Genomic DNA, 26612 nt, shown 5'->3' with positions numbered 1-26612 from the left:
AAAATTTTTAAGAAATGAAAAACTTAGGCGGATGCCAAATAGAATTTTGATATTTTGAGATGAAAATTTTCTCGTAGTTTGATTTTTCTTTTTCTATTTTGAAATCAGGAAATGTGATTTGAGGTTTGAAATCCAATTCACCTACAAATTGAACTGGACTAAAATTCAAACTCATAATAATCTTTCCTTTTTCACAACCCGAAGATTCAGAAGAAGAACTACTATGACATGTTTTTTGGCAAGTATCATTCACAACCATCTTAATTGCACGTACCGATGGCAATGCCACTAGGAGCAACAAATAAAAACAAAGTATGTGAACTGAAAATTTCATGTAACAAATATAGAAAAACTTTAAAATTATTTAGTAACAATTGTTACACAACAAATTAAGGATTCTTTTTCTTAAAAAAATCACCAATCATATTAAATAATAATCCTCCCAAAACACCTCCATACAAAGTACTATTTAAAGGTTTTGAAGTAATAGAACAAGTTCCTGAAACACAACCAACATAATGGTAGTATGCATAACCAGAAATTAACCCGATAATAACTCCTATTACTGTAAATATGATTTCTTTTTTAGTCATGTCATTTTAAAAGACAAAGTTACAATTTGCCAATAAGCAGAGTGGTAACAAATGTTACTAAAACTGAAAATAAATAAAAGGCTGTGTATCTGCAGAAGCTGTTGCGTAAACTACCCAATAAATAAGTCCTAAAAGAACTGCTTTTGCAATTAATGGTAAATTAGTAAATGCTTTTTGCATTCCAGCAATTGATTTAACAGGAATAAAATGCCAAACTACTCCAATAGTCAATAGAATAAATACATTTTTATATCCTAAGACAATGGTTTGCCACTGATTTAAATCGAAAGTTAGTTTCATTACATTTTGAACAATTTGGAATGCTGTCGCAAAATCTTTTGCTCTAAAAAATAGCCAACAGAATACAACGAAATGGAAAGTCAAGACAACCTGAATTGTTCTAACAAATACATTTTTAGGTAACTTGATGAATTGTCCAAAAAACTTCTCTACAACTAAAGCTAATCCGTGTAAAACTCCCCAAACCACAAATTTCCATGAAGCACCATGCCATAAACCGCCTAGCAACATGGTCATAAATAAATTGAAATAGGTTCTGAATTTTCCTTTTCTATTTCCACCCATTGAGATGTATAGATAATCTCTTAACCAACTAGAAAGTGAAATGTGCCATCTTCTCCAAAACTCTGTAATAGAACCCGATTGATAAGGTGTTCTAAAATTGTCTGGCAACCAGAATCCCATTAATAATGCTAATCCAATAGCCATATCGGAATATCCAGAAAAATCGCAATAAATTTGTATAGCATAACCATAAGAAGCCATTAAATTTTCAAAAGCCGTATAACTGTTTGGCGCATCAAAAACACGATCAACGAAGTTGCTTGAAATAAAATCGGAAATAACTGCTTTCTTTAGTAAACCTCCAATAATTAAAAACAATGCTCTGTTAAAATCTTCTTTCGTTAATTTTAATTTCTCATAAATCTGAGGAATAAAATCGCTAGCCCTTACAATTGGTCCAGCTACTAACTGCGGGAAGAAAGAAACGAAGAACAGAAAATCCATAAAGCTCTTTGTCGGCTCTAATTCTCTTCTATAAACATCGATAGTATAACTTAATGTTTGAAACGTATAAAAGGAAATTCCAACTGGAAGAACAATATCTTCAAACTTCATATTTCCATCAAAAAGCGTATTGTAATTATCGATAAAGAAGTTGGTATACTTAAAATAAGCCAACATTCCAAGGTTAATCAACAAACTCAGAACCAAATAAAACTTACGATAAAACTGTTGGGCTTCAACATAAATTAATCGGGAAAGTGAATAATCTACAACCGATGAAAATATCAAAATCCAGAAATAATGACCACTGGATTTATAGTAGAAAAACAATGAAAAAAGCACCACATAAGTAACTCTGAAATAATGTGTATTTCGAGATAAAATGTAGATAAAATAAAAGATTAAGAACAATCCTAAAAACAACGAACTGTTAAATAATAGCGGTTGTTTTGGGTTGTAAATAAACCAATTTTGTATTGTTTCTAAATCAACACTTCCTACTGTTTCTAGAAACCAATTTTGTATATTTAAAAGTGCTTTCACTTCTATTTTGTCGATTTAAATAATTCGTATGATTGTAAAAAAGCCTCAAAAAACAATTCGCCTTGTTTTTCGTAACCTGCTTTAGAATAATGCACTTTATCTCTAGCCATAAATCCTTTCGCAGCATTTCTATTAATCGCATTGTTTCCACCAAAAACCTTTAGCAAATCCCAAAAAGCATACTCTTTTTCAGGCGCATTTGTTTCTATGGCATCGGCATATTTTTCGATAAATGTATTTCTATATTTTCTATGTAAAACAGAAGGTGGTGAAGTCATAACCAAAACACAAGTCTGAGGATTTTTCTCTTTAATTCCTTGAATCATTTGAGTCAAATTCGCATAATATTGTTCGCCAGATTGTTTGTCAAAACTTTCATTTGTTCCTAATGAAATGATTACTAAATCAGGATTTAAAGCAGGAAGTTGCTCATAAAAAAGAGGAAACTTATTATAATCCGAAGCTTTTGCTCCATTAACTCCAATACTATGATAAATTACACCAGTGCTCTCATTTTCTAAAACCAATCCGTTTAAAGCAAAATCTTCCATTTCTTGGTTAGGAACAATTGCAATTTTATCTAATGGAGTTGTTGAAATATAATCATTTGAATTTTCTGCTTGAACCAAATCAATTGGAATATATTCGGTTTTAGTAGTCGATTTTGATTGCATTCCTTTTGTTGGAATGGTCAAAATCTTACCATCACGAATCATATCACTTTTTAAACCATTTGCTTTTTTTAAGGCTTTTAAAGAAACATTGTATTTGTTTGCAATTCCACCTAAAACTTCACCAGGTTTAACTTTGTGCGTTATTTTCTTTGGGACTTTTCGTTCTATTACAATACTTTTATTAGAAACCGAAACATCAAATAGATTTTCATTTTTAGGCGTAATGACTTTCAATTTGGTAAAATTATATTGTGCATCTTTCACCACTAATTGTATTGCAAAATCATCTGACTTCGTTTCCATAGAAAAACCACTCAAACCAACAGGTTTAGCTGCATCGGCATATAAATTTCTAAAACATTGAAAGTTTCCAGAAGCGCTATATCGAATTGGAGCACTATTATTTGTCTTAGCTACACTATAGGGAAAAGTAAATCCAAAACCACCGTTTCCAAACACCTTTTGAAATTGTGTTCTTATTTTAGCTGTAAACAAATCGGCTTGAATATGCGAATCGCCAATATGAACAATATTTATTTTTCCCGATTTTGACATTTCCATTTGATACATTTTCTCATAAAAAGAAAGTAATGCATTTGGATTTTGAATATCATTTCCGGTAAAAGTAACTTCGATAGAATCTATAACAGGTTCATCAACATATACTGTGTCAACTGGCACTAACAAGGTATCTTGAGCAAACCCAAAAAAAGAAAAACTTAATAATAGCAATAACAATTTACTCTTCATACACCGAATCTTTATTTATAATTACGCTATCCTTTTTAACAGGAGCTACTGGCTTTTTACGTTTTTTTCTCAACACCTTATACGACTCATATCCTTGATTTAATTGCGAGAAAATGAAATTTGCCGCTTCTTTTGCTCCTCTGTGATTAAAGTGTGTGTAATCTTTATTTGCTTTTGCTGGTTCTTGTTCTACCCATTGAATCATAGAACCATCGCCACCCATTAAAGTATATAAGTTTACAAAACTCGATTCTGATTTAATTGCATAACGTTTTTGTGCTGTATTTAACGGCACAACGGCAGAATCGGTTTTCATTTCTAAATCATATTTTGTTGATTTATCAGCCGTAGAAACAATTAAAATAGCAACACCAGGAAAGCATTCTTTTAAATGAGCAACTACTTTTTCCATTCGTTTTTCATACCAATTATAATTCAACGAACCATAATTCAATACGTTTGCTCCATATTGCAAAACTATTAAATCGTAATCTAATTTTGCATGAAAAGCACGCATAGTTGCTATATCGAAACTTCCAATTGGTAAACCAGAATTTCCTCTATTTGAAAAATTATCTACATGAACTCCTTTTCCATCATCAAAATTGAAACCATAAATAGGAATTGAATCGGCTTTTTTAAAATTAACTTTGATGCTTTTTAAATTTTCTTCCGAAAGTACCATTGTATTAACCAATCCGTTTGGAGTTAATTTTTTAGAAATAGTATCAGTTCCTACAACGTATTTAATTTTACCTTCTTTATTTTTTGAGCTTCCGTAAAATAACGTTGGTCGTGGTAATTCAGAAGCAAATCTAACTTTGTTTGCTTTGTATTTTACCCAAGCCACATTAGCTGTATCATTAGCATAAAAAACGTGACCATTTACACCAAAAGGATTTGATGGACGCTTTACTTTTAAATACGATTGTGTTTTCCAGTTTCCAGAAAATTCATGAGTAATCGAACTTCTTGAAGAAGCAGATTCAGATGTAATATTTACAAAACCAACACCTTGACCTCCAAATTTTTCTTGTAAATAGGTTCTGAAATCTTTTACGATTAAATCACCGTCTGTCATAGAATCACCAAAATAAGCAATACGAACATTACCTTCTTTTTTGGTTTCTAATTGGAAAAGTTTTTCAAAAAAAGTAACTAAATATTGATTTCCAGTATATTCTTCAAAAGTTTCTGGAGGAAACTGAATTCCGTTTACTACTTTGTAATCAATAATGGTTTTTGCCATTGAATCTTCAACAACTGCACCTTCATCTTCGGCAATAGCTTCAAGCAACAAACTATCGACCACTACATTTTTAGAATCTAATTTACTTTCAGTAAACAATTTTTTAGGTAAAAACGTTTTGAATGCCACAAAAGACAAACCAGAAACCGCTATAACTAAGAGAGTTTGAAAAAAATATTTTGATGTGTTCACTTAAACAAGCAACTGAATTAAATTTATATTTTAATAATCGTTTACAATTACATTCTTTCAGGAACTTCAATTCCTAACAATTGGAATGCATTTTTAATTGTATTTCCAACTGATTTTGACAATTGTACTCTAAACACTTTTTTATCGTGATTTTCTTCTCCTAAAATGGAAACTTGTTGATAGAACGAATTGAATTCTTTAACTAAATCATACGTATAATTAGCAATTAAAGCCGGACTATGATTATCAGCAGCACTTTTAATTACTTCTGGAAATAATTGCACTTGTTTAATCAATTCTTTTTCCTTTTCATGCAAATCCAATCCTGTTATTGCAACTGAATAATTGAAATCTGCCTTTCTTAAAATTGATTGAATACGAGCGTAAGTATATTGAATGAAAGGTCCAGTGTTACCAGCAAAATCAACTGATTCTTCTGGATTAAACATCATTTGCTTTTTCGGATCTACTTTAAGCATATAATATTTTAAAGCACCTAAACCAATTGTTTTAAACAAACTTGATTTTTCTGTTTCAGAATATCCATCTAATTTGCCCAATTCTTCTGAAATAGCTTGAGCAGTTGTAGTCATTTCAGTCATTAAATCATCTGCATCAACCACTGTTCCTTCACGAGATTTCATTTTACCTGTTGGTAATTCTACCATTCCATATGACAAATGATACAAGCTTTCAGCCCAATCAAATCCTAATTTCTTAAGAATTAAAAACAATACTTTAAAGTGATAATCTTGCTCGTTTCCTACTGTATAAACCATTCCTCCAACATCTGGAAAATCTTTTACACGTTGAATAGCCGTTCCAATATCTTGTGTCATGTAAACCGCAGTTCCATCAGAACGAAGTACAATTTTTCTATCTAAACCATCAGCAGTTAAATCAATCCAAACTGAACCATCCGGATCTTTCTCAAAAATCCCTTTTTCTAATCCGAATTGCACTACTTCTTTTCCAAGCAAATACGTGTTTGATTCGTAATAATAACTATCAAAATCAACCCCAAGGTTTTTATATGTTTGTTCAAAACCATCATAAACCCATTGGTTCATCGTTTTCCAAAGAGCAACTACTTCTTCATCACCTGCTTCCCATTTACGAAGCATTTCTTGAGCTTCTAAAATAGAAGGTGCCAATTTCTTTGCTTCCTCTTCTGTTTTACCTTGAGCAATTAATTCAGAAATTTCACTTTTGTATAGTTTATCGAATTCCACATAGAAATTCCCAACCAACTTATCTCCTTTTAATCCAGTCGATTCAGGAGTTTGTCCGTTTCCAAATTTTTGCCAAGCCAACATTGACTTACAAATATGAATTCCTCTATCGTTGATGATTTGTGTTTTGTATACTTTTTTACCCGAAGCTTTTAAGATTTCAGCAACAGAATAACCTAATAAATTATTACGGATATGGCCTAAATGTAAAGGCTTGTTGGTGTTCGGTGAAGAATATTCTACCATTACCGCCTTATCACCTTCTTTAGGCGTTACAAAACCAAACGTTTCATTATTTTTTATTTCATTGAAAAAGGCAACATAAAAAGTATCAGAAATCACAATATTTAAAAATCCGCCTACAACATTAAACTTAGCAACTTCATTTACATTCGCAACCAAGTAATTTCCGATTTGATTTCCTATCTCAACAGGATTCCCTTTTAGCGCTTTTACTAAAGGAAAAACCACCATTGTTATATCACCTTCAAACTCTTTCCTAGTAGCCTGAAATTCAACTTTTTCAATAGAAATATTGAACAATTCTTCAACTGCTTTTTGGATGTGTGTTGTTAATGTGTGATGTAATGTCATTTTTACCTGTTTTTTAGAACGTGCAAAGGTAAGAATTTTGACAATAGAATGATGAAATAAAATTTTAGAAATCGCTTCTAAATGTTAAAAAAAATATAATTAATAAAAACACTGTAACATTTAACAAATGTTGAAGTCTACTTAACTCAATCATCGATCAATTTAATTTTAAAAAATCAAATGAAACTAAAACTAACCATCATCTGTTTTTTATGCGCTATCTCATTTAGTTTTGCACAAAATTCAGGAAGTATCAAAGGAAAAGTAATTGACAAAAAATCAAATGAAACTTTACCTTACGTAAACATTGTAGTAAAAGACAATGACAAAATTGTTACAGGAGGTGTAACCACAGACGAAGGAAATTTTGCAATTAATAAATTAGCGTTACAAAAATACACAGTAGAAATTCAATTTATTGGATATCAAACCATTGTAAAACAAATCGATTTAACTACTGATAATGATTTGAATCTTGGTACAATTGCGATTTCAGAAGATGTTGCCGAATTAAAAGACGTAGAAGTTGTGGCGGAACGCTCTAATATGGTTCAAAAAATCGACAGAAAAGTAATCAACGTTGGAAAAGATTTAATTGCTGCAGGAACTACTGCTTCAGAAATCATGAACAACATTCCTACAGTAAGTATCGACCCTCAGACGAAAGAAATTAGTATGAGAGGAAACAGCAATGTTCGTGTTCTTATCGATGGAAAACCATCAAATGTTTCGGTTGAGCAATTGTTACAACAAATTCCATCTGCTTCGATTAAACAAATTGAATTAATCACAAATCCTTCAGCTAAATACAACCCTGAAGGAATGAGTGGAATCATCAATATTATTTTGCACAAAAATTCGCAAGATGGTTTTAATGGTTCATTAAACACTGGAGTGACTTTTGGAATTACACCAAAAACTAATTCGGCTTTAAACATGAACTATCGTGTAGGAAAAGTAAATTTTTACACTAATTATGGTTTTAATCACGGTATAAATGCAAATCACGGGTTTGTGGATAGTGAAAGAACAAACCAAGAAAACCTTCAAAATTTTCAATTCAAAAACAAAAACAATTCACACCTTTTAAAATTTGGTATGGATTATTACATCAACGACAAAAACACATTATCAGCTTATACGAATCAGAGTTTTACTTATGGTTCTGGTACAGGTCTAACAACTGTTGTTTATGAAGATCCTGTTAACAATAGAAATACAACCCAACTTTTTGGAAGTAATGGTGACAACAAAAATCAAACTTATGATTTAGTTTACAAACATGACTTTGAAAAGAAAGATGAAAATTTAGAACTACAATTTAATTATTCGCACACGGTTAATGATGAAAATACAGTTTACGATGAGACGATTTCGAATCCAACAGAAAATTACGACAGAACAAACATCGTTAAAGGAACAACTGATTATTTTCAATTTAACGCAGATTATGTTAACCCTATAACAGAAACTACTAAGTTAGAATTAGGAGTTGAAACACGTATTCAAAATTCGGGTAATCGTTTTTTTGATGATAATCCAAGTTTTACAAGCGCAAACAATTCATTTGAATTTGGCAGAAATATCTATTCGGCTTATGGTAATATTGGAAAACAAATTGGAAAATGGAGTGGACAAATTGGTGTTCGTTTAGAATATTTTGATTTAGAAGCAGATTTTGCAATTAATGAAACTAACCCAAGTTTTACCGATGCACAAAAAATAAGTGATGATTTATTTACAGCTTATCCATCGGCATTTTTAACATATACGGTTAATGATAAAAACTCGTTTAATTTTAATTATTCAAGAAGAGTTGATCGCCCAAGCATTGGTCAAATCAGTCCAATTAGAGAATGGACAACACCATTAATGGAATCTAGAGGAAATCCAGATTTAGTACCACAATTCACTAATTCGTTTGAAGTAAATTATACAAGAGCTACTAAAATTGGTTCAATTACAAGTGGTGTGTTTTACAGAAGCATTTCGGATGAAATTTCTAGAACAGTTTATAACGATCCAAACAATCCAAATCGTAACATATTATCGTATGCCAATTTTGCTAACAATGATGCCTTTGGAATTGAATCATCAGGAAATTTAAAATTCGCAAAATGGTGGTCAGTAAATGTAAGTGCTGATGTTTATTTTAAAACCGCAAAAGGAACTGTTCAAAATGCAAACACAAATGCTTTAGAAAATGCTGAAGTTGACGTAACTACTTTTAATACAAGAATCAACAACAGTTTTACAGCTACAAAAAATTTACGTTTCCAATTGTTTGCTATGTATAGAGGAAAAGACAAAGGCTTACAATACGACAGAAAAGAAATGTATAAAATGGATTTTGGAGCAACTTACAATATCTTAAAAGGTAAAGGAACAATTACCGCTCGTTATAATGACGTTTTTGAAAATATGCGTTTTGCTTTTGACGGAAATATTCCTTTCAGACAACAAGGAGCTTTTTATTGGGAAAGCCAAACTTTATATGTAGGTTTTAATTACATTTTTGGTGGTGGAAAAAACCGTGCATTAGCAAGAAAACAAAGAGATGCTAACGAAACACAAAGTGGTGGCGGAATGTTTTAATTTTAATAATTAATTCATTAGTAGATAGCAAAAACGCTCTGAAAATTCAGAGCGTTTTTTTTTTATTTTCTTTTATAAAAAACATAGTCGGTTATCAAAGGTTGTAAACATAAACTTTTCAGTTCTGCATTAATTTGCGCTCTATGATAATTTGAATGATTGATTACATGAAACAACAAATCTTGAATGGAATTGGAATAATGTTCACCAGTTGAAGTTATATAATCTACAATAGCATCTAGTTCTTTTGATTCTAAAATAGACAAAGAAACTTCATAGTTCCTTTTATTAACTTCAAGCATTTCTTCCCAATTTTGCAATTGCCAAACTCCATATTGAGTTGGGACTTTTAAAATTCTAGTATTCCAAATTTCATGAGCATTTAAAATATGTGAAATTAAAACGTGTATTTTTTCGCTTAGTTCATTTTCATGCCCAACAAGAAATTGAATCATTTGCTGATTCTTATCTAAATTATATTTGAATTTATCTAAATAAAATGCTTTCATTACCATCTAATAATAACACTTCCCCAAGTAAATCCTGAACCAAAAGCAGCTAAAACCACCAAATCTCCTGATTTAATTTTTCCTTGTTCCCAAGCTTCAGTTAATGCAATTGGAATAGACGCTGCAGTAGTATTTCCGTATTTTTGAATGTTGTTGAATACTTGGTCATCTGTTAAACGGAATTTCTGTTGAATGAATTGTGAAATTCTCAAATTCGCTTGATGTGGTACTAACATATTAATATCGGAAACTTGCAAATTATTCGCTTGTAATCCTTCATTGATTACTTCACTAAAACGAACTACTGCATTTTTGAAAACAAATTGTCCGTTCATATATGGATAATAGCTTTCATCGTTTGGATCGTTATCGGCAATGATATCGGTTACCCAACGTTTCCCCATTCCTGGAGCAATTAATGATAATTCCTCAGCATGTTGTCCTTCAGAATGTAAATGAGTAGAAAGTACACCTTTTGTTGTATCTTCAGTTCTAGATAAAACCGCTGCTCCTGCTCCATCTCCAAAGATAACAGAAACACCTCTACCGCGAGTTGTAAAATCTAAACCTCGTGAATGTACTTCTGAACCGATTACCAAAACGTTTTTATACATTCCGGTTTTAATAAATTGATCCGCAACTGAAATTCCGTAAACAAAACCTGAACATTGATTACGAATATCTAATGCACCAACTGTTTTTAAACCTAAATCACGTTGTACTAAAACACCGGGACCAGGAAAATAATAATCCGGACTTAACGTAGCAAAAACAATAAAATCAATATCTTCTTTTGCAACTCCAGAACGCTCAATTGCCATCTCAGCTGCTTTTACTCCCATTGAAGTTGTTGTTTCTTCTGAAGAATTTACATGTCGACGTTCTTGAATACCTGTTCGTTCTTGAATCCATTCGTCGTTAGTATCCATTATCTTAGACAAATCATCATTTGTCACAACATTATTAGGAACATAATATCCTAAACCTGATATTTTTGAATGATACATATAGTAATCTTTAATTAATAATTAGCCTACAAAATTACAAATTTTAAAAGCTTTCATAACATTTTATAAATACATAAAAAAAGTCCAACTTATAAATTAAGTTGGACTTTTTAAAATTGTATTAATTATACAGTTTGATCGTCAACTGTTGCATCTGGAGCGTTTTTCTTAACAGATTCGATTCCGTTATCTCTAGAAGCAACGCTTTCATACATTTCACTAGTTCCAATGATTTGACCATTTGTAGCTTTAAGATTGAAATATGGTTTACCATTTTTTGCTTCTAAACGTTCAAAACGAGCATCAACTTGTGAATTTTTTTTCACAGATTCTACTCCATTTAAGCAAGCAGCTTTAGTAGTATAGCCTTCACTACCTAAAATTTCTTGACCATTACCAGCTTTTAAGCTAAATTGAAACTCACCATTTTTTCTAGTTGAAATTACAAATTTTCCCATGTTATAAAATTTAATATTTGAAATACTTTACTTACACTCGAAATATAAATTTACAAAAAAAAATTAACAAATAATTTAAAATTTCTAATTTCTAATAAATTAATTTTAAAAAATTTAAAATTTAAACTAAACCATGAAACTAAAACAACTTTCGTTTGCTTTGCTTTTTTGCGGTGTTTTCACTTCTTGGGCACAAGAAAATGTAACGTATCAAAAACCATCTGCTGAAATTTTAGCTCTTGCCGATTATGAAAGAGCACCATCTGTAAACATGGATTCTAAAAAAGAATATATGTTATTAAGTTATCGAAATACGTATAAAACTTTAGATGATTTAAATCAGGAAGAAATGAAATTGGGTGGATTACGTGTTAATCCAGTGACTAATATTTCAAGTACTGTTACCTACATCAATAATCTAAAAGTTAGAAAAATTAAAGATAAAGCTGAAATTCAAGTAAAAGGTTTGCCTGAAAATGCTAGAATCACCAATATTTCTTGGTCACCAAACGAAAAGAAAATTGCATTTACCAACACAACTAATAAAGGAGTTGAACTTTGGATTTTAGATGTAGCCACTGCAACGGCTACTAAAATTACTTCTGATAATTTAAATGCTAATTTAGGAAGCCCTTTCAATTGGATGAAAGACAATGAATCTTTATTGATTAAAGTATTACCTAAAAACAGACCAGCTCTTATTAATAATGCCAAAGATTTACCAAACGGTCCTATTGTTTCTTCAAGTGATGGTTCAAAATCACAAAACAGAACCTATCAGGATTTATTAAAAAACAAAACCGATGAAGCTAATTTTGATGTATTGGTTACTTCAGAATTATACAAAGTAACACTTTCTGGAAGTACTACATTATTTAAAAATGCAGATATTTATGCTGGAGAAAGTTTTTCGCCAGACGGTAATTATTTAATGATAACTACTATTCAAAAACCATATTCTTATATTGTTCCGCTAAGTCGTTTTCCTCAAAAAACTACTGTATACGATTTAAAAGGAAACGAAATTAAAGTTGTTAATGAAGTTCCGTTAACCGAAATTATGCCAAAAGGTTTTTCTTCTGTAAGAAAAGGAAAAAGAAGTATGGGTTGGAGAGCTGACAAACCTGCAACTTTATATTTTGTTGAAGCATTAGACGGAGGTGATCAGGCAAATAAAGTTGATTTTAGAGATGAAGTCTTCTTATGGGAAGCGCCTTTTAATGCAAACCCTACAAGTTTAATTAAAACCAAACAACGTTATGGTGGCATTATGTGGGCAAATGATAATATTGCTATTGTGGCTGATTCATGGTACGACACCAGAAATACAAAAGCGTATTTATTCAATCCATCAAATTTAGCAATTGCTCCAAAAATCATTGAAGACAGAAACTCACAAGACATTTATTCTGATCCAGGAAATTTCGAAATGAAGAAAAACGAATATGGTCGTTATGTAATTGCAATTGAAAACAATAAAGGCTACTTAATTGGTTCTGGATTTACAAAAGATGGTCAATTCCCTTTTATTGATGAATTCGATTTCAATACTTTGAAAACAAACCGACTTTATACTTCTAATATTAAAGATAAAAAAGAAGATTTATTATCTATTGAAGACTTTAAAAAAGGAGAAGTTTTAGTAATGATTCAATCTAAAAATGAATATCCAAATTACTATTTTAGAAATATTAAATCGAAAAACAAGTTAACCCAAATTACATCTTTTAAAAACCCTTTTGAAAGCATCAAAAACGTTCACAAAGAAGTAATTAAATACAAAAGAAAAGATGGAGTTGATCTTTCTGGAACATTGTATTTACCTGCAGGTTATGACAAAACTAAAAAAGAAAAATTACCATTACTTATTTGGGCTTATCCAGCTGAATACAAAGACAAGAATTCGGCAGGGCAAAACGATAAAAACCCAAACGAGTTCACTTTCCCTTATTATGGATCATTCGTTTATTGGGTAACTAAAGGTTATGCGGTTTTAGACGATGCTGCTTTCCCAATTATTGGAGAAGGAACAACTGAACCTAATGATACTTTCATTTCGCAATTAGTTGCAAATGCAGAAGCAGCTATTGATGCTGTAGACAAATTAGGTTATATCAATCGTAAAAAAGTTGCAATTGGTGGTCACTCATACGGAGCTTTCATGACAGCTAATCTATTAACTCATTCTAATTTATTTGCTTGTGGAATTGCAAGAAGTGGTGCTTACAATCGTACATTAACACCATTTGGATTCCAAAGTGAGCAACGTAATTATTGGGATGTTCCATCGGTTTACAACACCATGTCTCCATTTATGAATGCGGAGAAAATGAAAACACCATTATTATTAGTTCATGGTGAAGCAGATAACAATCCTGGAACTTTCACACTACAATCTGAGCGTTATTTCCAAGCTTTAAAAGGTTTAGGTGGACCAGCAAGATTAGTTATTTTACCTAAAGAAAGCCATGGATATGTTGCTAAAGAAAACATCTTCCATTTATTATGGGAACAAGATCAATTTTTAGAAAAATATTTAAAAAACTAATCCTTCGACAGGCTCAGGATGAAATAAGAATATAGAGAATAAGCCTTTGAATTGAAAAATTTAAAGGCTTATTTTATTTTTAAACAAACTATTTCTCCACTTTGTAAAGCAACTTCATTTTCAAAAAACAACGTTTGATTTTCAAAACTTGCTTCAATCAAATAATGACTGCCTCTAAAATAAGCGTTTAGAACCTCTGTTTTAATTTCCGAATTTAAAACAACTTTCAACTGATGTGGATATACAAAATGAACTTTCCCTTCCACAAAAATTTCATTCACATCGCCAAACAAAGAAGCTACATATAAATTTTGAGGATTGTTGTAAATAAAATTCGGAATTCCGCTTTCAATAATTTTACCATCTTTAATAATTGCAACCTCATCAGCAAAAGCTAAAACATCAGTACTATCATGAGTAGCTACAATGCAAGTAATTTGCTTTTCTTTTAGATAACCAAACAATTTTCTTCTCAAACTGTTTTTTCTAAAATTATCAATGTGACTAAAAGGTTCATCTAAAAGCAATACTTCGGGCTCTAATGCCAAAACTCTTGCCAATGCAACTCTTTGCATCTGACCACCACTTAAAAATTTAGCTTTCACATTAGCATATTCGGTCATTTCAACGACTTCCAACAATTCTGCTATTCGCAATTGTTTTTCTTCGGGAAAAAAATTAGAAAGATATTTACCTACATTTTCTGCGACAGTAATAAAAGGCATTAAATCAAAATCTTGCGCCAAATATTTCATATAAGGCATTCCGGGTATTAAATGAAATTTTGGCCCTAATACTTCATCTTCGTTCCAAAAAATTTGCCCTTCATTTAAATCATATAAGCCGTAAATAAGTTTTAAAAGCGTACTTTTTCCGCATCCGCTTTCTCCTATTAATGCAAGATTTCTTCCTTTATTTAAGGAATAACTTATATTTTCCAGCACCAAATCATCTTGATAAGAAAAACTTATTTCTTTTACTTGTAGCATCTTTTTTTTACAAAGTAAAATATAAAAGTGATGCTATTAAAATTTTTAAAAAATTATTTTTTTAAACTTCTATTTAATTCTATATTGCACGTCCCAAATCAACCTAAAATAAACAATGAAAAAAACTTACTTTGCAATAGCAACTTTGCTATGCGTATTCTTTTTGCCTAAAAACACCTATGCACAAATCGGAGTAGAAGTTAATTACGGTCTAAACGGTGTTTTTGAACCTAGTATTAATGAATTATCTCACTTTGGAGGTGGAATTTCTTATGATTTTGATGAAACTTATGGTGCCAAATTAGATTTTGCATCTGATAAGTTTAGAACAAAAAACGAATTGTTCACGGAAGAAACAGGTATTGATGTTACTCGTATTTCTTTACAAGGAACCATGAATATATCAACTGCATTTTCAAGAGCTAGCAGTTATGACTTTTTTAATCTTATAGCTCACGCTGGAGCTGGATACTCTTTAGTTAAGTCAAGTTATAATCCAGGAAACGACAATTTAGTAAATTTAATTGCTGGACTTACTCCAAGATTTAAAATAACTGACGGATTATATTTTACAGTTGACACATCAGTAATCTTTAATGTTTCTCAACATTTTAATTTTGATGGAAGTTTTTCTTATACCGAAGCTGTAAACTCTTTTACAGGAATAACTTACAATGTAACAGGAGGCTTAGTATATAAATTTAACGAATACTATTAATACTTAACCAACCCAAATTTAAAAATCCTAACTCAATTATTGAATTAGGATTTTTTTATAACTAGATTTTAGAATTTATTTTCCTGCTTCTTTTTTAGCATCTTCAATCATTTTGTCATTTGCTACAATAGCAAACTCTACTCGTCTATTTTGACTTCTACCTTCTTCAGTATCATTAGTTGAAATTGGTTCAGCTTCTCCCATACCTACAACTGTAAATCGACTAGCAACCAATCCTTTTGACGCTAAGTAGTTCTTAACTGCAGTTGCTCTTTGATTAGATAAATTCAAATTATAATCATCAGCCCCTATACTATCGGTAAAACCATAAATTTTAATATCTGTATCAGCGTAATCTTTAAAAACTGGCACTAATTTATCCAGATTTTGTTTAGCTCTTGTTGTCAAAGTAGCTTTGTTGAAATCAAAGTTTACTGAATTTTCACCTAAAACCAATCGAATTCCCTCACCTACTCTTTCTACTTGAGCACCTGGCAAAGCAGTTTCAATTTCCCTAGCTTGCTTATCCATTTTATTTCCAATAAGCCCACCAACTGTTCCACCAACTACAGTTCCTAAAACAGCGCCTAAAGCTCCATTCCCTCCTTTTCCAAGATTATTCCCTAAAACAGCTCCTAAAACTCCTCCACCTACAGCTCCAATAACAGCACCTTTTTGCGTATTATTTGCGTTTTTTACTGAACTACAACCTGACAACACAACGTTTCCTACAAGTACCACCGCCGTTAAATAAATCATTATCTTTTTCATAACTAATTATTTTCTTTCAAAATTATACACTACATCAACTACTTGACCTCCAATATTTACTTTATCAACAAGTTGAAAAGAAGAAGCTCCAACATTTGCAACTCGTAAAACATAACCAGAATCTGTATGTTTAGCCTTTATACCATCGGTAAGAAATTTAATTACCATATTGCCATCTTTGTTTACATACCAAGTAATATTACTAGAATAAGAAGCACAATTTGACTTAGTCAATTCCATTTTACCTTTGTTGTTATTCGAAACAAAGTTCCACTGACTACCTTCAAAACATTTAGAATCAGCAATATTAAATGATGTTACCTTCAAATAATCCGAACCCGGAAATTTAACTGATGAAATTACCCAATCTCCTTTAATGGCAACCTCAGTCTTATTATCTAACTTGGTGCCCACAACCGTTTCTTTAGGCTTACAACTAAAAAAAACGACACTTACTAATAAAAACAATACAACTTTTTTCATTTTTCCATGTTTTATCCTACACAAATTTAAAACATATAACTGTCAAATGTTAATTTTAAAAACTAAATAAAAGTTAAAATACCACGTCAATTTGTCATAAAAAATGCTTTGGTATTGAATTTGAAATATCAAAAAAATCAAAATTGTTTAACTAAAATTTTAAAATATGGCATCAGGAAAAATAAATGTTTCAGTAGAGAACATCTTTCCCTTAATTAAAAAGTTTTTGTACAGCGACCACGAAATTTTCCTTCGTGAATTAGTATCGAATGCAACCGACGCTACTTTAAAATTAAAACATTTAACAAGTATTGGAGAAGCTAAAGTAGAATATGGCAATCCAATTATTGAAGTAAAAATTGACAAAGAAGGTAAAAAATTACACATCATTGATCAAGGTTTAGGAATGACTGCCGATGAAGTTGAAAAATATATCAATCAGATTGCTTTTTCAGGAGCAGAAGAGTTCTTAGAAAAATATAAAGATTCTGCCAAAGATTCAGGTGTAATTGGACATTTTGGATTAGGTTTTTATTCTGCTTTTATGGTAGCTTCTAAAGTAGAAATCATCACTAAGTCATTTAAAGACGAACCAGCAGCACATTGGACGTGTGATGGAAGTCCGGAATTTACTTTAGTATCTCATGACAAAACCGAAAGAGGTACTGAAATTATCCTTCATATTGCTGATGACTCTGTTGAATTTTTAGAAGAATTTAAAATCCGTGAATTATTAACTAAGTATAATAAATTCATGCCGATTCCAATTAAGTTTGGAACAAAAAAAGAAGCGCTTCCAAAACCAGAAGACGCTCCAGAAGATTACAAGACAGAATACATTGATGTAGACAATTTCATCAACAATCCAAATCCGGCTTGGACAAAACAACCAGCAGATTTAAAAGAAGAAGATTATAAAAATTTCTACCACGAATTGTATCCAATGCAATTTGAAGAACCGTTATTCAACATTCATTTGAATGTAGATTATCCGTTCAACTTGACAGGAATTTTGTATTTCCCAAAATTGTCTGCCGATTTACAAATTCAAAAAGACAAAATTCAGCTGTATCAAAATCAGGTTTTTGTAACAGATAATGTTGAAGGTATCGTTCCTGAATTTTTAATGATGTTGAAAGGAGTGGTTGATTCTCCAGATATCCCATTAAACGTATCTCGTTCATATTTACAAGCAGATGGAAATGTAAAGAAAATTTCGAATTACATTACCAGAAAAGTTGCGGACAAATTAAAATCACTATTCAACGAAAATCGCGAAGATTTCGAACAAAAATGGAACGACATCAAAGTAGTATTGGAATACGGAATGCTTTCTGAACCAAAATTCTATGAAAAAGCAGGTGATTTCGTATTGTATCCAACAACAGATGACAAGTTTTACACGTTAGCCGAATTAAAAGAAGCATTAAAAGACAACCAAACTGATAAAAACGGAAAATTGGTTGTTTTATATGCATCCAACAAAGACGCACAACACAGTTATATTGACATTGCAAAAGAAAAAGGCTATCAAGTATTATTGTTAGACTCACCAATTGTTTCGCATTTAATTCAAAAATTAGAAACAGACAACGAAAACCTAACGTTTGTTCGTGTTGATGCGGATCATATCGACAAGTTAATTCAGAAAGAAGAGGAAACAATTTCTAAATTATCGGATGACGAAAAAGAAAAACTAAAATCGTCTATTGAAACAGTAGTTCCAAAAGAAAACTACACAGTCCAATTAGAAAACTTAGACAGTAAAGCTGCTCCATTTATTATTACGCAACCAGAATTTATGCGTAGAATGAAAGAAATGAGTGCAACTGGCGGTGGCGGAATGTTTGGAATGGGTAATTTCCCAGACATGTACAATTTAGTAGTCAACACCAACTCGGAACTAGCAACTACTATTTTAAATAGTTCTGAAGACGCTCAAAAAGATTTGGTAAAACAAGCTTTAGATTTAGCTAAATTATCTCAAGGATTACTAAAAGGTGAAGAGTTGACAGCTTTTGTAAAAAGAAGTTTTGAGACGTTGAAGTAAATTGAATTTGTCATTCCGAACTTGTTTCGGAATCTATTATTAATCCTGATAGGTTTTTGAAACTTGTCAGGATTTTTTATATTTGAGAAAATGAAATTAAAAAATGTTTTAATGAGTAAATACAATTTTGGGACTAACAATTCAAAACAAAAATTTGAAGATATTTTAAAAGAATATGAAGAATATAAATTAGACGAAACAAATATTCTAAAAGCAAGTAATTTATCATCAAATTTATGGCATTTAACTGATTGGACATTTAAAGAACAATCAGAATATAGCGACATAGGTAATTTTAGAGACTATTTATATACCAAATGCGTCTCATTAAAAATTTTTCATGATATTGCTAATGCAAATAAACATAAAGATGTTTCAAGACCTAAAGCAAAAATCAACACAACAAAAAAGTATTTAGGAGATTATAGTAATGAGTTTGATAGAAATGATTTTGATGTTTCAAAATTAATAATTGAACTAGAAGATGGAGAAATTTTAGATCTTTATGATGAAATAGAAAAAGTAGTCGATTTTTGGAATAAATATTTTAATTAAAATCTAAATTTCACAACCTAATGATAACTCAACTCGAGTTCATCCTATATGTTTCCGACCAACAAAAAAGCAGAGAGTTTTATCAAATCTTGTTGGAGCAAAAACCATGTTTAGACGTTCCTGGCATGACAGAATTCACAATTAATGAATTCGTAAAAATAGGTTTAATGCCAAATGATGGAATTGCTAAAATTATAACTCCTAAGTTACCTCATCCAAATTCTGGAAACGGAATTCCAAGATGTGAATTATACCTTCAAGTAGAAAATATTGAAACTCTTTTTGAATTAGCTAAAAAAGCTGGCGCAATAGAAATTAGTCCAATTGCCTTGAGAGATTGGGGTGATTATGTAGGTTATCTTTCCGATTATGACGGACATGTAATAGCTTTAGCGTCAAAAAGTATTCGTAACTTTGATTAACAAACTCTTTTATCATGAAAAACTTATCATTTGAAATCGAAATAAACGCTACAGCTGAAAAAGTTTGGGATGCTATGTGGACAGAAGAAAACTACAGAAAATGGACTTCGGCTTTCTGTGAAGGTTCTTATGCTAAATCATCTTGGAAACAAGGCGAACGAATTCACTTTTTAGATCCAAATGGAAACGGAATGTATAGTGAAATAACAACTTTAGTTCCTAACGAAAAAATGTTTTTTACTCATCTTGGCAATATAAAAAACCTTGAAGAGCAACCAATAGACGAAGAAACAAAAGCTTGGTCGGGAGCACAAGAAAATTACACCGTGATTTCAAATGGAGCAACTTCAAAAGTAATCGTAACCATGGATATTGTAGAAGAATATGCTAATTTCTTTTCAGAATCGTTTCCAAAAGGTTTAGCAACAATCAAAGAAATTGCCGAAAACAAATTATAATAGCATGTTGAAAAAAACTTACGGTTTCTTGTTTTTTATAATTACATCACACTTTTGTTTTTCTCAGGAAAATAAAAAACCAATTCCTGCCTTTGAAGCATTAAAAAAATATCAAAATACAAGAGATTTTACCATTTCTAAATCTCAAGATGAAATTTATTTTACTATTCAAAGTCCGATGGATGATAGAGCAATAATAGCTGTTATCAAAAAAAAGAAAAAGAAATGGTCGAAACCTGAAATGACAAATTTTTCTGGAAAATATAGAGATTTAGAACCCTTCCTTTCACCTGATGGATTGCGTTTGTATTTTGCTTCAAATAGACCATTAGCCGATACTTCTTCTACTTCAAAAGATTATGACATTTGGTATGTTGAAAGAAAAAACACTCAGGACATTTGGTCGCAACCAATAAATGTTGGAACACCAGTAAATACAGCAAATGATGAATTTTATCCGTGTATTACTTTAAACAAAAACTTATATTTTACATCAGATTCAAAATCTTCATTAGGTAAAGATGATATTTTTGTTTGTAAATGGGATGGAAAACAATATACAGAACCAGAAAATTTGGGCATGAATATCAATTCGGCTGGTTATGAATTTAATGCATTTGTAAGTCCGAATGAAGAATTTATCATTTATACCTGTTATGGTAGAGCAGATGGATTAGGAAGTGGCGATTTGTACATTAGTTACAAAAACAATAAAGGAAATTGGGAAGAGTCGAAAAATCTTGGAGAAACAATCAACTCTAAACAAATGGATTATTGTCCATTTTATGACGAAAACACAAAAACACTCTATTTTACTAGCAAACGATTTGAAACTTCGGAATCAAAGTTTAACAATCTATCAGAATTTGAAAAAGAGATTACTAAATTCAACAATGGTTTTAGTAGAATTTATCAATATCAACTTAAGTTATAACTAATTATGACACTTTCATTAGAAACTCCAGCATTATTGTTCTCTGCTACTTCACTTATACTTTTAGCTTATACCAATCGCTTCTTAACAATTGCTCAAATCGTTAGAAGCTTGAAAAAAAATTATGACGACAATCATAATAAAAGTATTTTATTAGAAATTAAGAATTTAAACTTAAGACTAACTCTAATTCGCTATATGCAACTATTTGGTGTAATGTGTTTATTCTTATCTGTTTTTGCAATGTTACTACTTTATGTAGGACATGAATCTGTGGGGATTTATCTTTTCGGAACTAGTTTATTTAGTTTATTAATCTCATTAGGTATTTCTTTTTGGGAAATTAGTATTTCAGTTAACGCTTTACGTGTGCATTTAAAAGATTTAACAGAAGATATAGAGTAATCATTTTAACTAATTAAACTTTTTTTAACTAACTTGGTCTAAGATTTAAATCCCCAAAAAACAAGCTTATGAAAAAGTTACATTTTTACAGTATTGGCCTTTTATTTTTAAGTTTAATTTCTTGCAGCAAAGAAGATATTGTTGTAGATCGTGAATTGGTCAACGCTTATGCCGAAATTGAATTTAGCAACGAAGTTGATTTTAATTCAGGAATTGAAGCAGCTAGCGATAATTCTTCATTTTCAAATAGAGCTTCATCAAATTCAGAATTATCATCATGTGCTACAGTAACAGTTGACAATGCAACACCAGGAGTATTTCCTAAAACATTTACTGTTGATTTTGGAACAGGATGTATTTCAAATGGTATTATGAGATCTGGAATTATAACGGTAACTATTTCAGATTATATTATGAATACAGGAAGTGTTACTACAATTGTTAGAGGAAATAACTATTACATCAACAGCAGAAAAGTTGAAGGAACTATTGTATATCAAAACACAACAACTGATGCAAACACTCCACAATGGAACAGAACTGTTACTAACGGAAAAACAACTACAACTTCAGGAGTTGTTTACACACACTCTGGAACAAGAACTGTAAAACAAATTGCGGGTGTTAATACAATTGCATTACTTGATAATATTTATGAAGTTACAACTGGAAATCACACTATTACTAAAAACGGTAATTCTACATTAACGGCTACTGTTGTGCAACCTTTAATTAAAAAATATGCTTGTCCACACATTTCTCAAGGACAATTAGATTTACAAGGAAATGTTTTAGATGGAATTTTAGATTATGGCGATAATACTTGCGATTATTATGCAACTTACACACACTCTAACGGAGTAGTTTACGATATTGTTTTAAACTAAACACAAAGTAAAACAAATAAAAAAAGCCACAGTTTGTGGCTTTTTTTATTCTACTATCCATAACAAAACAGGCTTTTCAGAATTTTGTAAACGTTCATCTAATTTTTCCATAAACTCATTGGAAACTGCAGGACAACCCCAGCTCAGAGGACTAAATTTCGGATACACTTCTTTATTCTTTACTTGCGACCATGAATGCAACACCACTACTCTTTTAACAGCATTTTTATTTGATGTTTCCAATCCGTGCAACCAATATTTTACATTAATTCCCCAAGAACTATAATCTCTACTTCCTATTTTATATTTCCCTTTCATAGAACAATGACTATCTACTCGATTGTCAAATTTTGCTTTCTCCCATTTTTCAGGATTATCTTCAAACTGATCGCAGCTTCCATGTGTTACTAAGTTCTTGTCAATTACAGTTCCTTTTTCAAAATCGTAAATAAAAAATCGATTCTTACCCGAATGAATATTCAAATCCACTAAAAAATAATACGATTCATTAAATCCTTCTTTTTTACAAAAAGCCAAAGCATCTTTGTGTAAATCTTTATAATCTTTAATTGGTAAAGTTGAAACTTCAGAATTATTACAACATAAAAAACAAACCGCAATTAAGAGTAAAAAGTGTTTCATAGAAAAGGGATTACAATGATATAACTCTAGTTTTCATTTTTTATTTAAAAAAGCTATGTTAAATTCTTACTAAAATTAACACCTTATAAAAATTCTTTTTTCTGTTGTCTTTTCACTCATTTCTTTTTCCCTATCTTTGCGCCCCTTAAAAAAATAACGATCATGTCAAACAACAATATCATCAAAGGAGTTTTCTTAGTAGCATTAGGAGCAACAAGTTATGGAATGCTAGCTACTTTTGTAAAATTGGCTTATAAAGAAGAGTTTACCACAGCTGAAGTTACTTCATCTCAATTCATTTATGGAATAATTGGTATTTTAATTATTAATTTATTTCAAAGAACTAAGAACAAAAATACGGCTGTAAAAGCTTCGCCAAAAAATATTTTCCATTTAATGTTAGCAGGAACTTCATTAGGAATGACGAGTGTTTTCTATTATTTGGCTGTTAAATATATTCCTGTTTCTATTGGAATCGTTTTATTAATGCAAACCGTTTGGATGGGCGTTTTATTAGAATGGTTTTTAGATAAAAAAGCCCCATCTGCTCAAAAAATCGCTGCAGTATTCATCGTTTTAATCGGAACAGCTTTGGCTATCAATATTTTCAAAATTAATTTTAACGACCCAAATATCAACTGGGCAAACGGATTATTTTGGGGATTATTAGCAGCCACTTCATTTACAACAACCATGTTTACAGCAAATAAAGTAGCATTAGGAATTTCGTCTGCACAAAGAAGTTTGTACATGCTTTTAGGTGGAGCCGTAATTGTTTTCGGATTTAGTCTTTTTACTCAAACTACACCATTTAACTTTGAAATTTTTGCAAAATGGGGAATTGTATTGGCTTTATTTGGAACAATCATTCCTCCAATGTTGTTAAATGCAGGTTTCCCTCATACTGGAATTGGACTAGGAAGTATTGTATCTTCATTAGAATTACCAGTTTCTGTATTAATGGCTTTTTTCCTTTTAAATGAACAAGTGATCCTTTTACAATGGATTGGAATTGTGTTAATAATTTTAGCAATTGTCATTATGAACATACAGTTTAAGAGAAAAAAGTAATTTCAACTTCTCTGTTAACAAATTTATTATCAACAATTTAAAAACACTTCTTTTTTCACTAACTTAGTTAAATAACCATTACAAGAAATTGTAAATAAAACTATTTAACTATGAGAAAATTATTTGCCGAGTTTTTCGGAACCTTTTGGTTAGTATTTGGAGGTTGTGGAGCAGCAGTTTTTGCAGTTGGAGTTCCAGACATAGGAATTGGACTACTTGGAGTAGCTTTAGCTTTTGGTCTAACGGTATTAACAATGGCTTATGCTGTGGGACACATCTCTGGAGGTCACTTTAATCCTGCGGTAACTTTAGGGTTATGGGCCAGTGGAAGATTCCATCAAAAAGAAATAGTTCCATACATTGTTTCGCAACTTTTAGGGGCTACAGCAGCTGCAGCTGCATTATACGTTATCTTAAACGGAGCTGGAGCATTCTCATCTGAAGGAGCCGGAGCATTTGCTACAAATTTTTATAAATCTGAAGTTTATAACGGAAGAGGTTATAGTATGCTTGCCGCTTTTCTAACAGAATTTCTTCTTACAATGTTTTTCCTTTTAATAATTTTAGGTGCAACCGATAAATTTGCCAATGGTAAGTTTGCTGGAATTGCTATTGGATTAGGATTAACTTTAATTCACTTAATTAGTATTCCGATAACCAATACTTCTGTAAATCCGGCACGTTCAACATCTCAGGCATTATTTGTTCAAGGTGAATCATTAACACAATTATGGTTGTTTTGGGTAGCACCAATTGCCGGAGCGATAATAGGAGGTTACATTTATAAAAACTTACTACAAGACAACAAATAATTATCATTATAAAATCTTAAATTAGCGATGTTATTCATCGCTTTTTTTATGCTCGATTTATTTCCAAAAGAAAAAATAGTATTACCACTACCCGATGCGGTTTTTGAATTTTATCCAAATTTCTTTGATAAAGAAGAAGCCGATTTATTACTTGAAAAAATACTAACCGAAACACCTTGGCAACAGGATGACATTACCATCTTTGGAAAGAAGATTGCTCAACCTCGTCTTACATGCTTATTTGGAAATGAAGGAAAACCGTATTCGTATTCAGGAATAACCATGCAACCAAACCCATGGAATTCAACATTAATTTTTATCAAAGATAAAATCGAACAAACAGCAGAAAAAAACTTCACAACAGTTCTAGCAAATTTGTACCGAAATGAAAAAGATAGCAATGGTTGGCATGCCGATAATGAAAAAGAATTAGGAAGAAATCCCATAATTGCATCTGTTAGTTTTGGTGAAGTAAGAAGATTCCAACTAAAACACAACACAAATCCAGAAGCAAAAATGACTTTAAATTTGAACCACGGTAGTTTGTTATTGATGAAAGAAGGCAGCCAAATTCATTACAAGCATCAAATACCAAAAGAAACGAAATCCAAAAACAATAGAATAAATTTAACTTTTAGAAGCATTTTGTAATTTTTTTTCAAAAAAATAAAACATTTCCTGAATTAATATAAAAAATTCCAAAAAAACGATTGGCACATTTTTTGAATTTATTTTTTTACTAATATTGAATTATTAACCAATTAAAAAAGAAAGAAATAGTATTCATCTGATGAAAAAGAAGAAAATCTCAGAATTCGACAACGAAACATTAGATAGAGTTGTTGCCATGGCTCAAGAGGAAAAAAAACCTTTTGAAGTATTAAAAGAGGAATTTGGGGTATCTGAAAACGATGTAACCGAATTGATGCGTAAACGTTTATCCAAAGACAATTTTGAACTATGGAAAAAGAAAGTTACGGCTAATAAACCGAAACCAAAACCTATGAAATTTAATGATTTGGAAGATGATGATTTAGATAGTAAATACTACTTTAAAAATAAATTCGATTAAAAATTTAACTCTTGTTCAACAAGAGTTTTTTTATTTTATACAGAAATTTGTTTCATGATAAAGAAACAATTCACTGAATCGCAAATCGATCGCATCATTGAGATGGCTTGGGAAGACAGAACGCCTTTCGAAGCCATCACTTTTCAGTTTGGCATCTCCGAACAACAAACTATAGAAATTATGCGCAGTGAAATGAAACCATCTAGTTTTAAAATGTGGAGAGAACGTGTTCAAGGAAGAGCAACCAAGCATGCCAAACTTCGCACAAATGGTATAAATCGATTCAAATGCAAACTGCAAAGACAAATCACTGGAAATAAAATTTCTAAACGTTAATTGTAACAATTCAACCATTTTATCTACTTATTAT

The 26612-nt window shown here is 31.0% G+C and carries 28 protein-coding genes; 15 read left to right on the top strand and 13 right to left on the bottom strand.

Annotation, left to right across the window (positions count from 1 at the left end):
* Positions 1-7: 7 nt before the first annotated feature.
* Genes LOS89_RS03140 through argS form a run of 6 tightly spaced genes read right to left on the bottom strand, consistent with a single transcriptional unit; the run spans position 8 to position 6856 of the window.
* A complete protein-coding gene (locus tag LOS89_RS03140) occupies positions 8-334 on the bottom strand; it encodes a hypothetical protein (protein WP_231836329.1) in 327 nt (108 codons plus the stop codon).
* Positions 335-389: 55 nt separating this feature from the next.
* On the bottom strand, positions 390-593 hold the full coding sequence (locus LOS89_RS03135) for a DUF6132 family protein (protein WP_231836327.1): 204 nt from the start codon (positions 591-593) through the stop codon (positions 390-392).
* A gap of 57 nt (positions 594-650) precedes the next feature.
* Positions 651-2165, bottom strand: coding sequence for an MBOAT family O-acyltransferase (locus LOS89_RS03130; RefSeq protein WP_231836326.1), 1515 nt, complete (start codon positions 2163-2165; stop codon positions 651-653).
* A gap of 2 nt (positions 2166-2167) precedes the next feature.
* A complete protein-coding gene (locus LOS89_RS03125) occupies positions 2168-3589 on the bottom strand; it encodes a GDSL-type esterase/lipase family protein (protein WP_231836324.1) in 1422 nt (473 codons plus the stop codon).
* Positions 3579-5030, bottom strand: a complete 1452-nt coding sequence (locus LOS89_RS03120) for an SGNH/GDSL hydrolase family protein (RefSeq protein ID WP_231836322.1) — start codon at positions 5028-5030, stop codon at positions 3579-3581. Before LOS89_RS03120 ends, LOS89_RS03125 begins: the two co-directional genes overlap by 11 nt.
* A gap of 47 nt (positions 5031-5077) precedes the next feature.
* Entirely contained in the window at positions 5078-6856 is a 1779-nt protein-coding gene (argS, locus tag LOS89_RS03115; RefSeq protein WP_231836320.1) for an arginine--tRNA ligase, read from the bottom strand.
* Positions 6857-7036: 180 nt separating this feature from the next.
* Between argS and LOS89_RS03110 the strand changes: the two genes are divergently transcribed.
* Positions 7037-9451 (top strand): TonB-dependent receptor, encoded by a 2415-nt coding sequence (locus LOS89_RS03110; protein ID WP_231836319.1) that lies wholly within the window; start codon positions 7037-7039, stop codon positions 9449-9451.
* Between the two features lie 62 nt (positions 9452-9513).
* On the opposite strand, the gene LOS89_RS03105 is transcribed toward LOS89_RS03110, so the two are convergent.
* From LOS89_RS03105 to LOS89_RS03095, 3 genes are all read right to left on the bottom strand, one after another.
* The gene (locus LOS89_RS03105) at positions 9514-9960 is read right to left on the bottom strand and encodes a DinB family protein (RefSeq protein WP_231836317.1); all 447 of its coding nucleotides are present in this window, start codon (positions 9958-9960) and stop codon (positions 9514-9516) included.
* Complete coding sequence (locus tag LOS89_RS03100; RefSeq protein WP_231836315.1) at positions 9960-10967, bottom strand: 3-oxoacyl-ACP synthase III family protein; 1008 nt, start codon at positions 10965-10967, stop codon at positions 9960-9962. Before LOS89_RS03100 ends, LOS89_RS03105 begins: the two co-directional genes overlap by 1 nt.
* A gap of 125 nt (positions 10968-11092) precedes the next feature.
* Positions 11093-11425 (bottom strand): YegP family protein, encoded by a 333-nt coding sequence (locus LOS89_RS03095; RefSeq protein ID WP_231836313.1) that lies wholly within the window; start codon positions 11423-11425, stop codon positions 11093-11095.
* 133 nt (positions 11426-11558) lie between these two features.
* Here LOS89_RS03095 and LOS89_RS03090 point away from each other — a divergent pair, with 133 nt between their 5' ends.
* Positions 11559-13973, top strand: coding sequence for a S9 family peptidase (locus LOS89_RS03090; RefSeq protein WP_231836311.1), 2415 nt, complete (start codon positions 11559-11561; stop codon positions 13971-13973).
* A 68-nt stretch (positions 13974-14041) separates the two neighbouring features.
* Here LOS89_RS03090 and LOS89_RS03085 read toward each other — a convergent pair whose 3' ends face one another.
* Complete coding sequence (locus LOS89_RS03085; RefSeq protein ID WP_231836309.1) at positions 14042-14962, bottom strand: ABC transporter ATP-binding protein; 921 nt, start codon at positions 14960-14962, stop codon at positions 14042-14044.
* 115 nt (positions 14963-15077) lie between these two features.
* Between LOS89_RS03085 and LOS89_RS03080 the strand changes: the two genes are divergently transcribed.
* Positions 15078-15680, top strand: a complete 603-nt coding sequence (locus LOS89_RS03080; RefSeq protein ID WP_231836307.1) for a hypothetical protein — start codon at positions 15078-15080, stop codon at positions 15678-15680.
* 75 nt (positions 15681-15755) lie between these two features.
* On the opposite strand, the gene LOS89_RS03075 is transcribed toward LOS89_RS03080, so the two are convergent.
* Complete coding sequence (locus LOS89_RS03075) at positions 15756-16451, bottom strand: YiaD family glycine zipper/OmpA-like lipoprotein (protein ID WP_231836305.1); 696 nt, start codon at positions 16449-16451, stop codon at positions 15756-15758.
* Positions 16452-16457: 6 nt separating this feature from the next.
* A complete protein-coding gene (locus tag LOS89_RS03070; protein WP_231836303.1) occupies positions 16458-16934 on the bottom strand; it encodes a lipocalin family protein in 477 nt (158 codons plus the stop codon).
* Positions 16935-17100: 166 nt separating this feature from the next.
* Here LOS89_RS03070 and htpG point away from each other — a divergent pair, with 166 nt between their 5' ends.
* The 7 genes from htpG (at position 17101) to LOS89_RS03035 (ending at position 22645) form a co-directional block, all read left to right on the top strand.
* Complete coding sequence (gene htpG / locus LOS89_RS03065) at positions 17101-18984, top strand: molecular chaperone HtpG (RefSeq protein ID WP_231836301.1); 1884 nt, start codon at positions 17101-17103, stop codon at positions 18982-18984.
* 111 nt (positions 18985-19095) lie between these two features.
* Positions 19096-19539: a hypothetical protein gene (locus LOS89_RS03060; protein WP_231836300.1), complete on the top strand. Its 444-nt coding sequence runs from the start codon at positions 19096-19098 to the stop codon at positions 19537-19539.
* Between the two features lie 20 nt (positions 19540-19559).
* The gene (locus LOS89_RS03055) at positions 19560-19961 is read left to right on the top strand and encodes a VOC family protein (protein WP_231836299.1); all 402 of its coding nucleotides are present in this window, start codon (positions 19560-19562) and stop codon (positions 19959-19961) included.
* 14 nt (positions 19962-19975) lie between these two features.
* Entirely contained in the window at positions 19976-20419 is a 444-nt protein-coding gene (locus LOS89_RS03050; RefSeq protein ID WP_231836297.1) for an SRPBCC family protein, read from the top strand.
* A 4-nt stretch (positions 20420-20423) separates the two neighbouring features.
* Positions 20424-21353 carry a TolB family protein gene (locus LOS89_RS03045; protein WP_231836295.1) on the top strand — a complete coding sequence of 310 codons (930 nt, stop codon included), beginning with the start codon at positions 20424-20426 and terminating at the stop codon, positions 21351-21353.
* A gap of 6 nt (positions 21354-21359) precedes the next feature.
* Positions 21360-21758 carry a DUF2721 domain-containing protein gene (locus LOS89_RS03040; protein WP_231836293.1) on the top strand — a complete coding sequence of 133 codons (399 nt, stop codon included), beginning with the start codon at positions 21360-21362 and terminating at the stop codon, positions 21756-21758.
* A 68-nt stretch (positions 21759-21826) separates the two neighbouring features.
* Positions 21827-22645, top strand: coding sequence for a hypothetical protein (locus LOS89_RS03035; RefSeq protein WP_231836291.1), 819 nt, complete (start codon positions 21827-21829; stop codon positions 22643-22645).
* Between the two features lie 45 nt (positions 22646-22690).
* Here LOS89_RS03035 and LOS89_RS03030 read toward each other — a convergent pair whose 3' ends face one another.
* Complete coding sequence (locus tag LOS89_RS03030; RefSeq protein WP_231836290.1) at positions 22691-23287, bottom strand: murein L,D-transpeptidase catalytic domain-containing protein; 597 nt, start codon at positions 23285-23287, stop codon at positions 22691-22693.
* 162 nt (positions 23288-23449) lie between these two features.
* On the opposite strand from LOS89_RS03030, the gene LOS89_RS03025 reads away from it, so the two are divergent.
* The 5 genes from LOS89_RS03025 (at position 23450) to LOS89_RS03005 (ending at position 26578) form a co-directional block, all read left to right on the top strand.
* Positions 23450-24358: a DMT family transporter gene (locus tag LOS89_RS03025; RefSeq protein WP_231836289.1), complete on the top strand. Its 909-nt coding sequence runs from the start codon at positions 23450-23452 to the stop codon at positions 24356-24358.
* A gap of 110 nt (positions 24359-24468) precedes the next feature.
* Positions 24469-25170, top strand: a complete 702-nt coding sequence (aqpZ, locus tag LOS89_RS03020; RefSeq protein ID WP_231836288.1) for an aquaporin Z — start codon at positions 24469-24471, stop codon at positions 25168-25170.
* A 48-nt stretch (positions 25171-25218) separates the two neighbouring features.
* Positions 25219-25821 (top strand): alpha-ketoglutarate-dependent dioxygenase AlkB family protein, encoded by a 603-nt coding sequence (locus LOS89_RS03015; protein WP_231836287.1) that lies wholly within the window; start codon positions 25219-25221, stop codon positions 25819-25821.
* A 139-nt stretch (positions 25822-25960) separates the two neighbouring features.
* Complete coding sequence (locus LOS89_RS03010; protein ID WP_231836286.1) at positions 25961-26242, top strand: TIGR03643 family protein; 282 nt, start codon at positions 25961-25963, stop codon at positions 26240-26242.
* Positions 26243-26296: 54 nt separating this feature from the next.
* Positions 26297-26578, top strand: coding sequence for a TIGR03643 family protein (locus LOS89_RS03005; RefSeq protein ID WP_231836285.1), 282 nt, complete (start codon positions 26297-26299; stop codon positions 26576-26578).
* Positions 26579-26612: the final 34 nt, after the last annotated feature.

This window comes from Flavobacterium channae (assembly GCF_021172165.1).
GTDB lineage: Bacteria > Bacteroidota > Bacteroidia > Flavobacteriales > Flavobacteriaceae > Flavobacterium > Flavobacterium channae.
The sequence above is the reverse complement of the archived record's forward strand: the minus strand, read 5'-3'. Positions and strand labels throughout refer to the sequence as shown.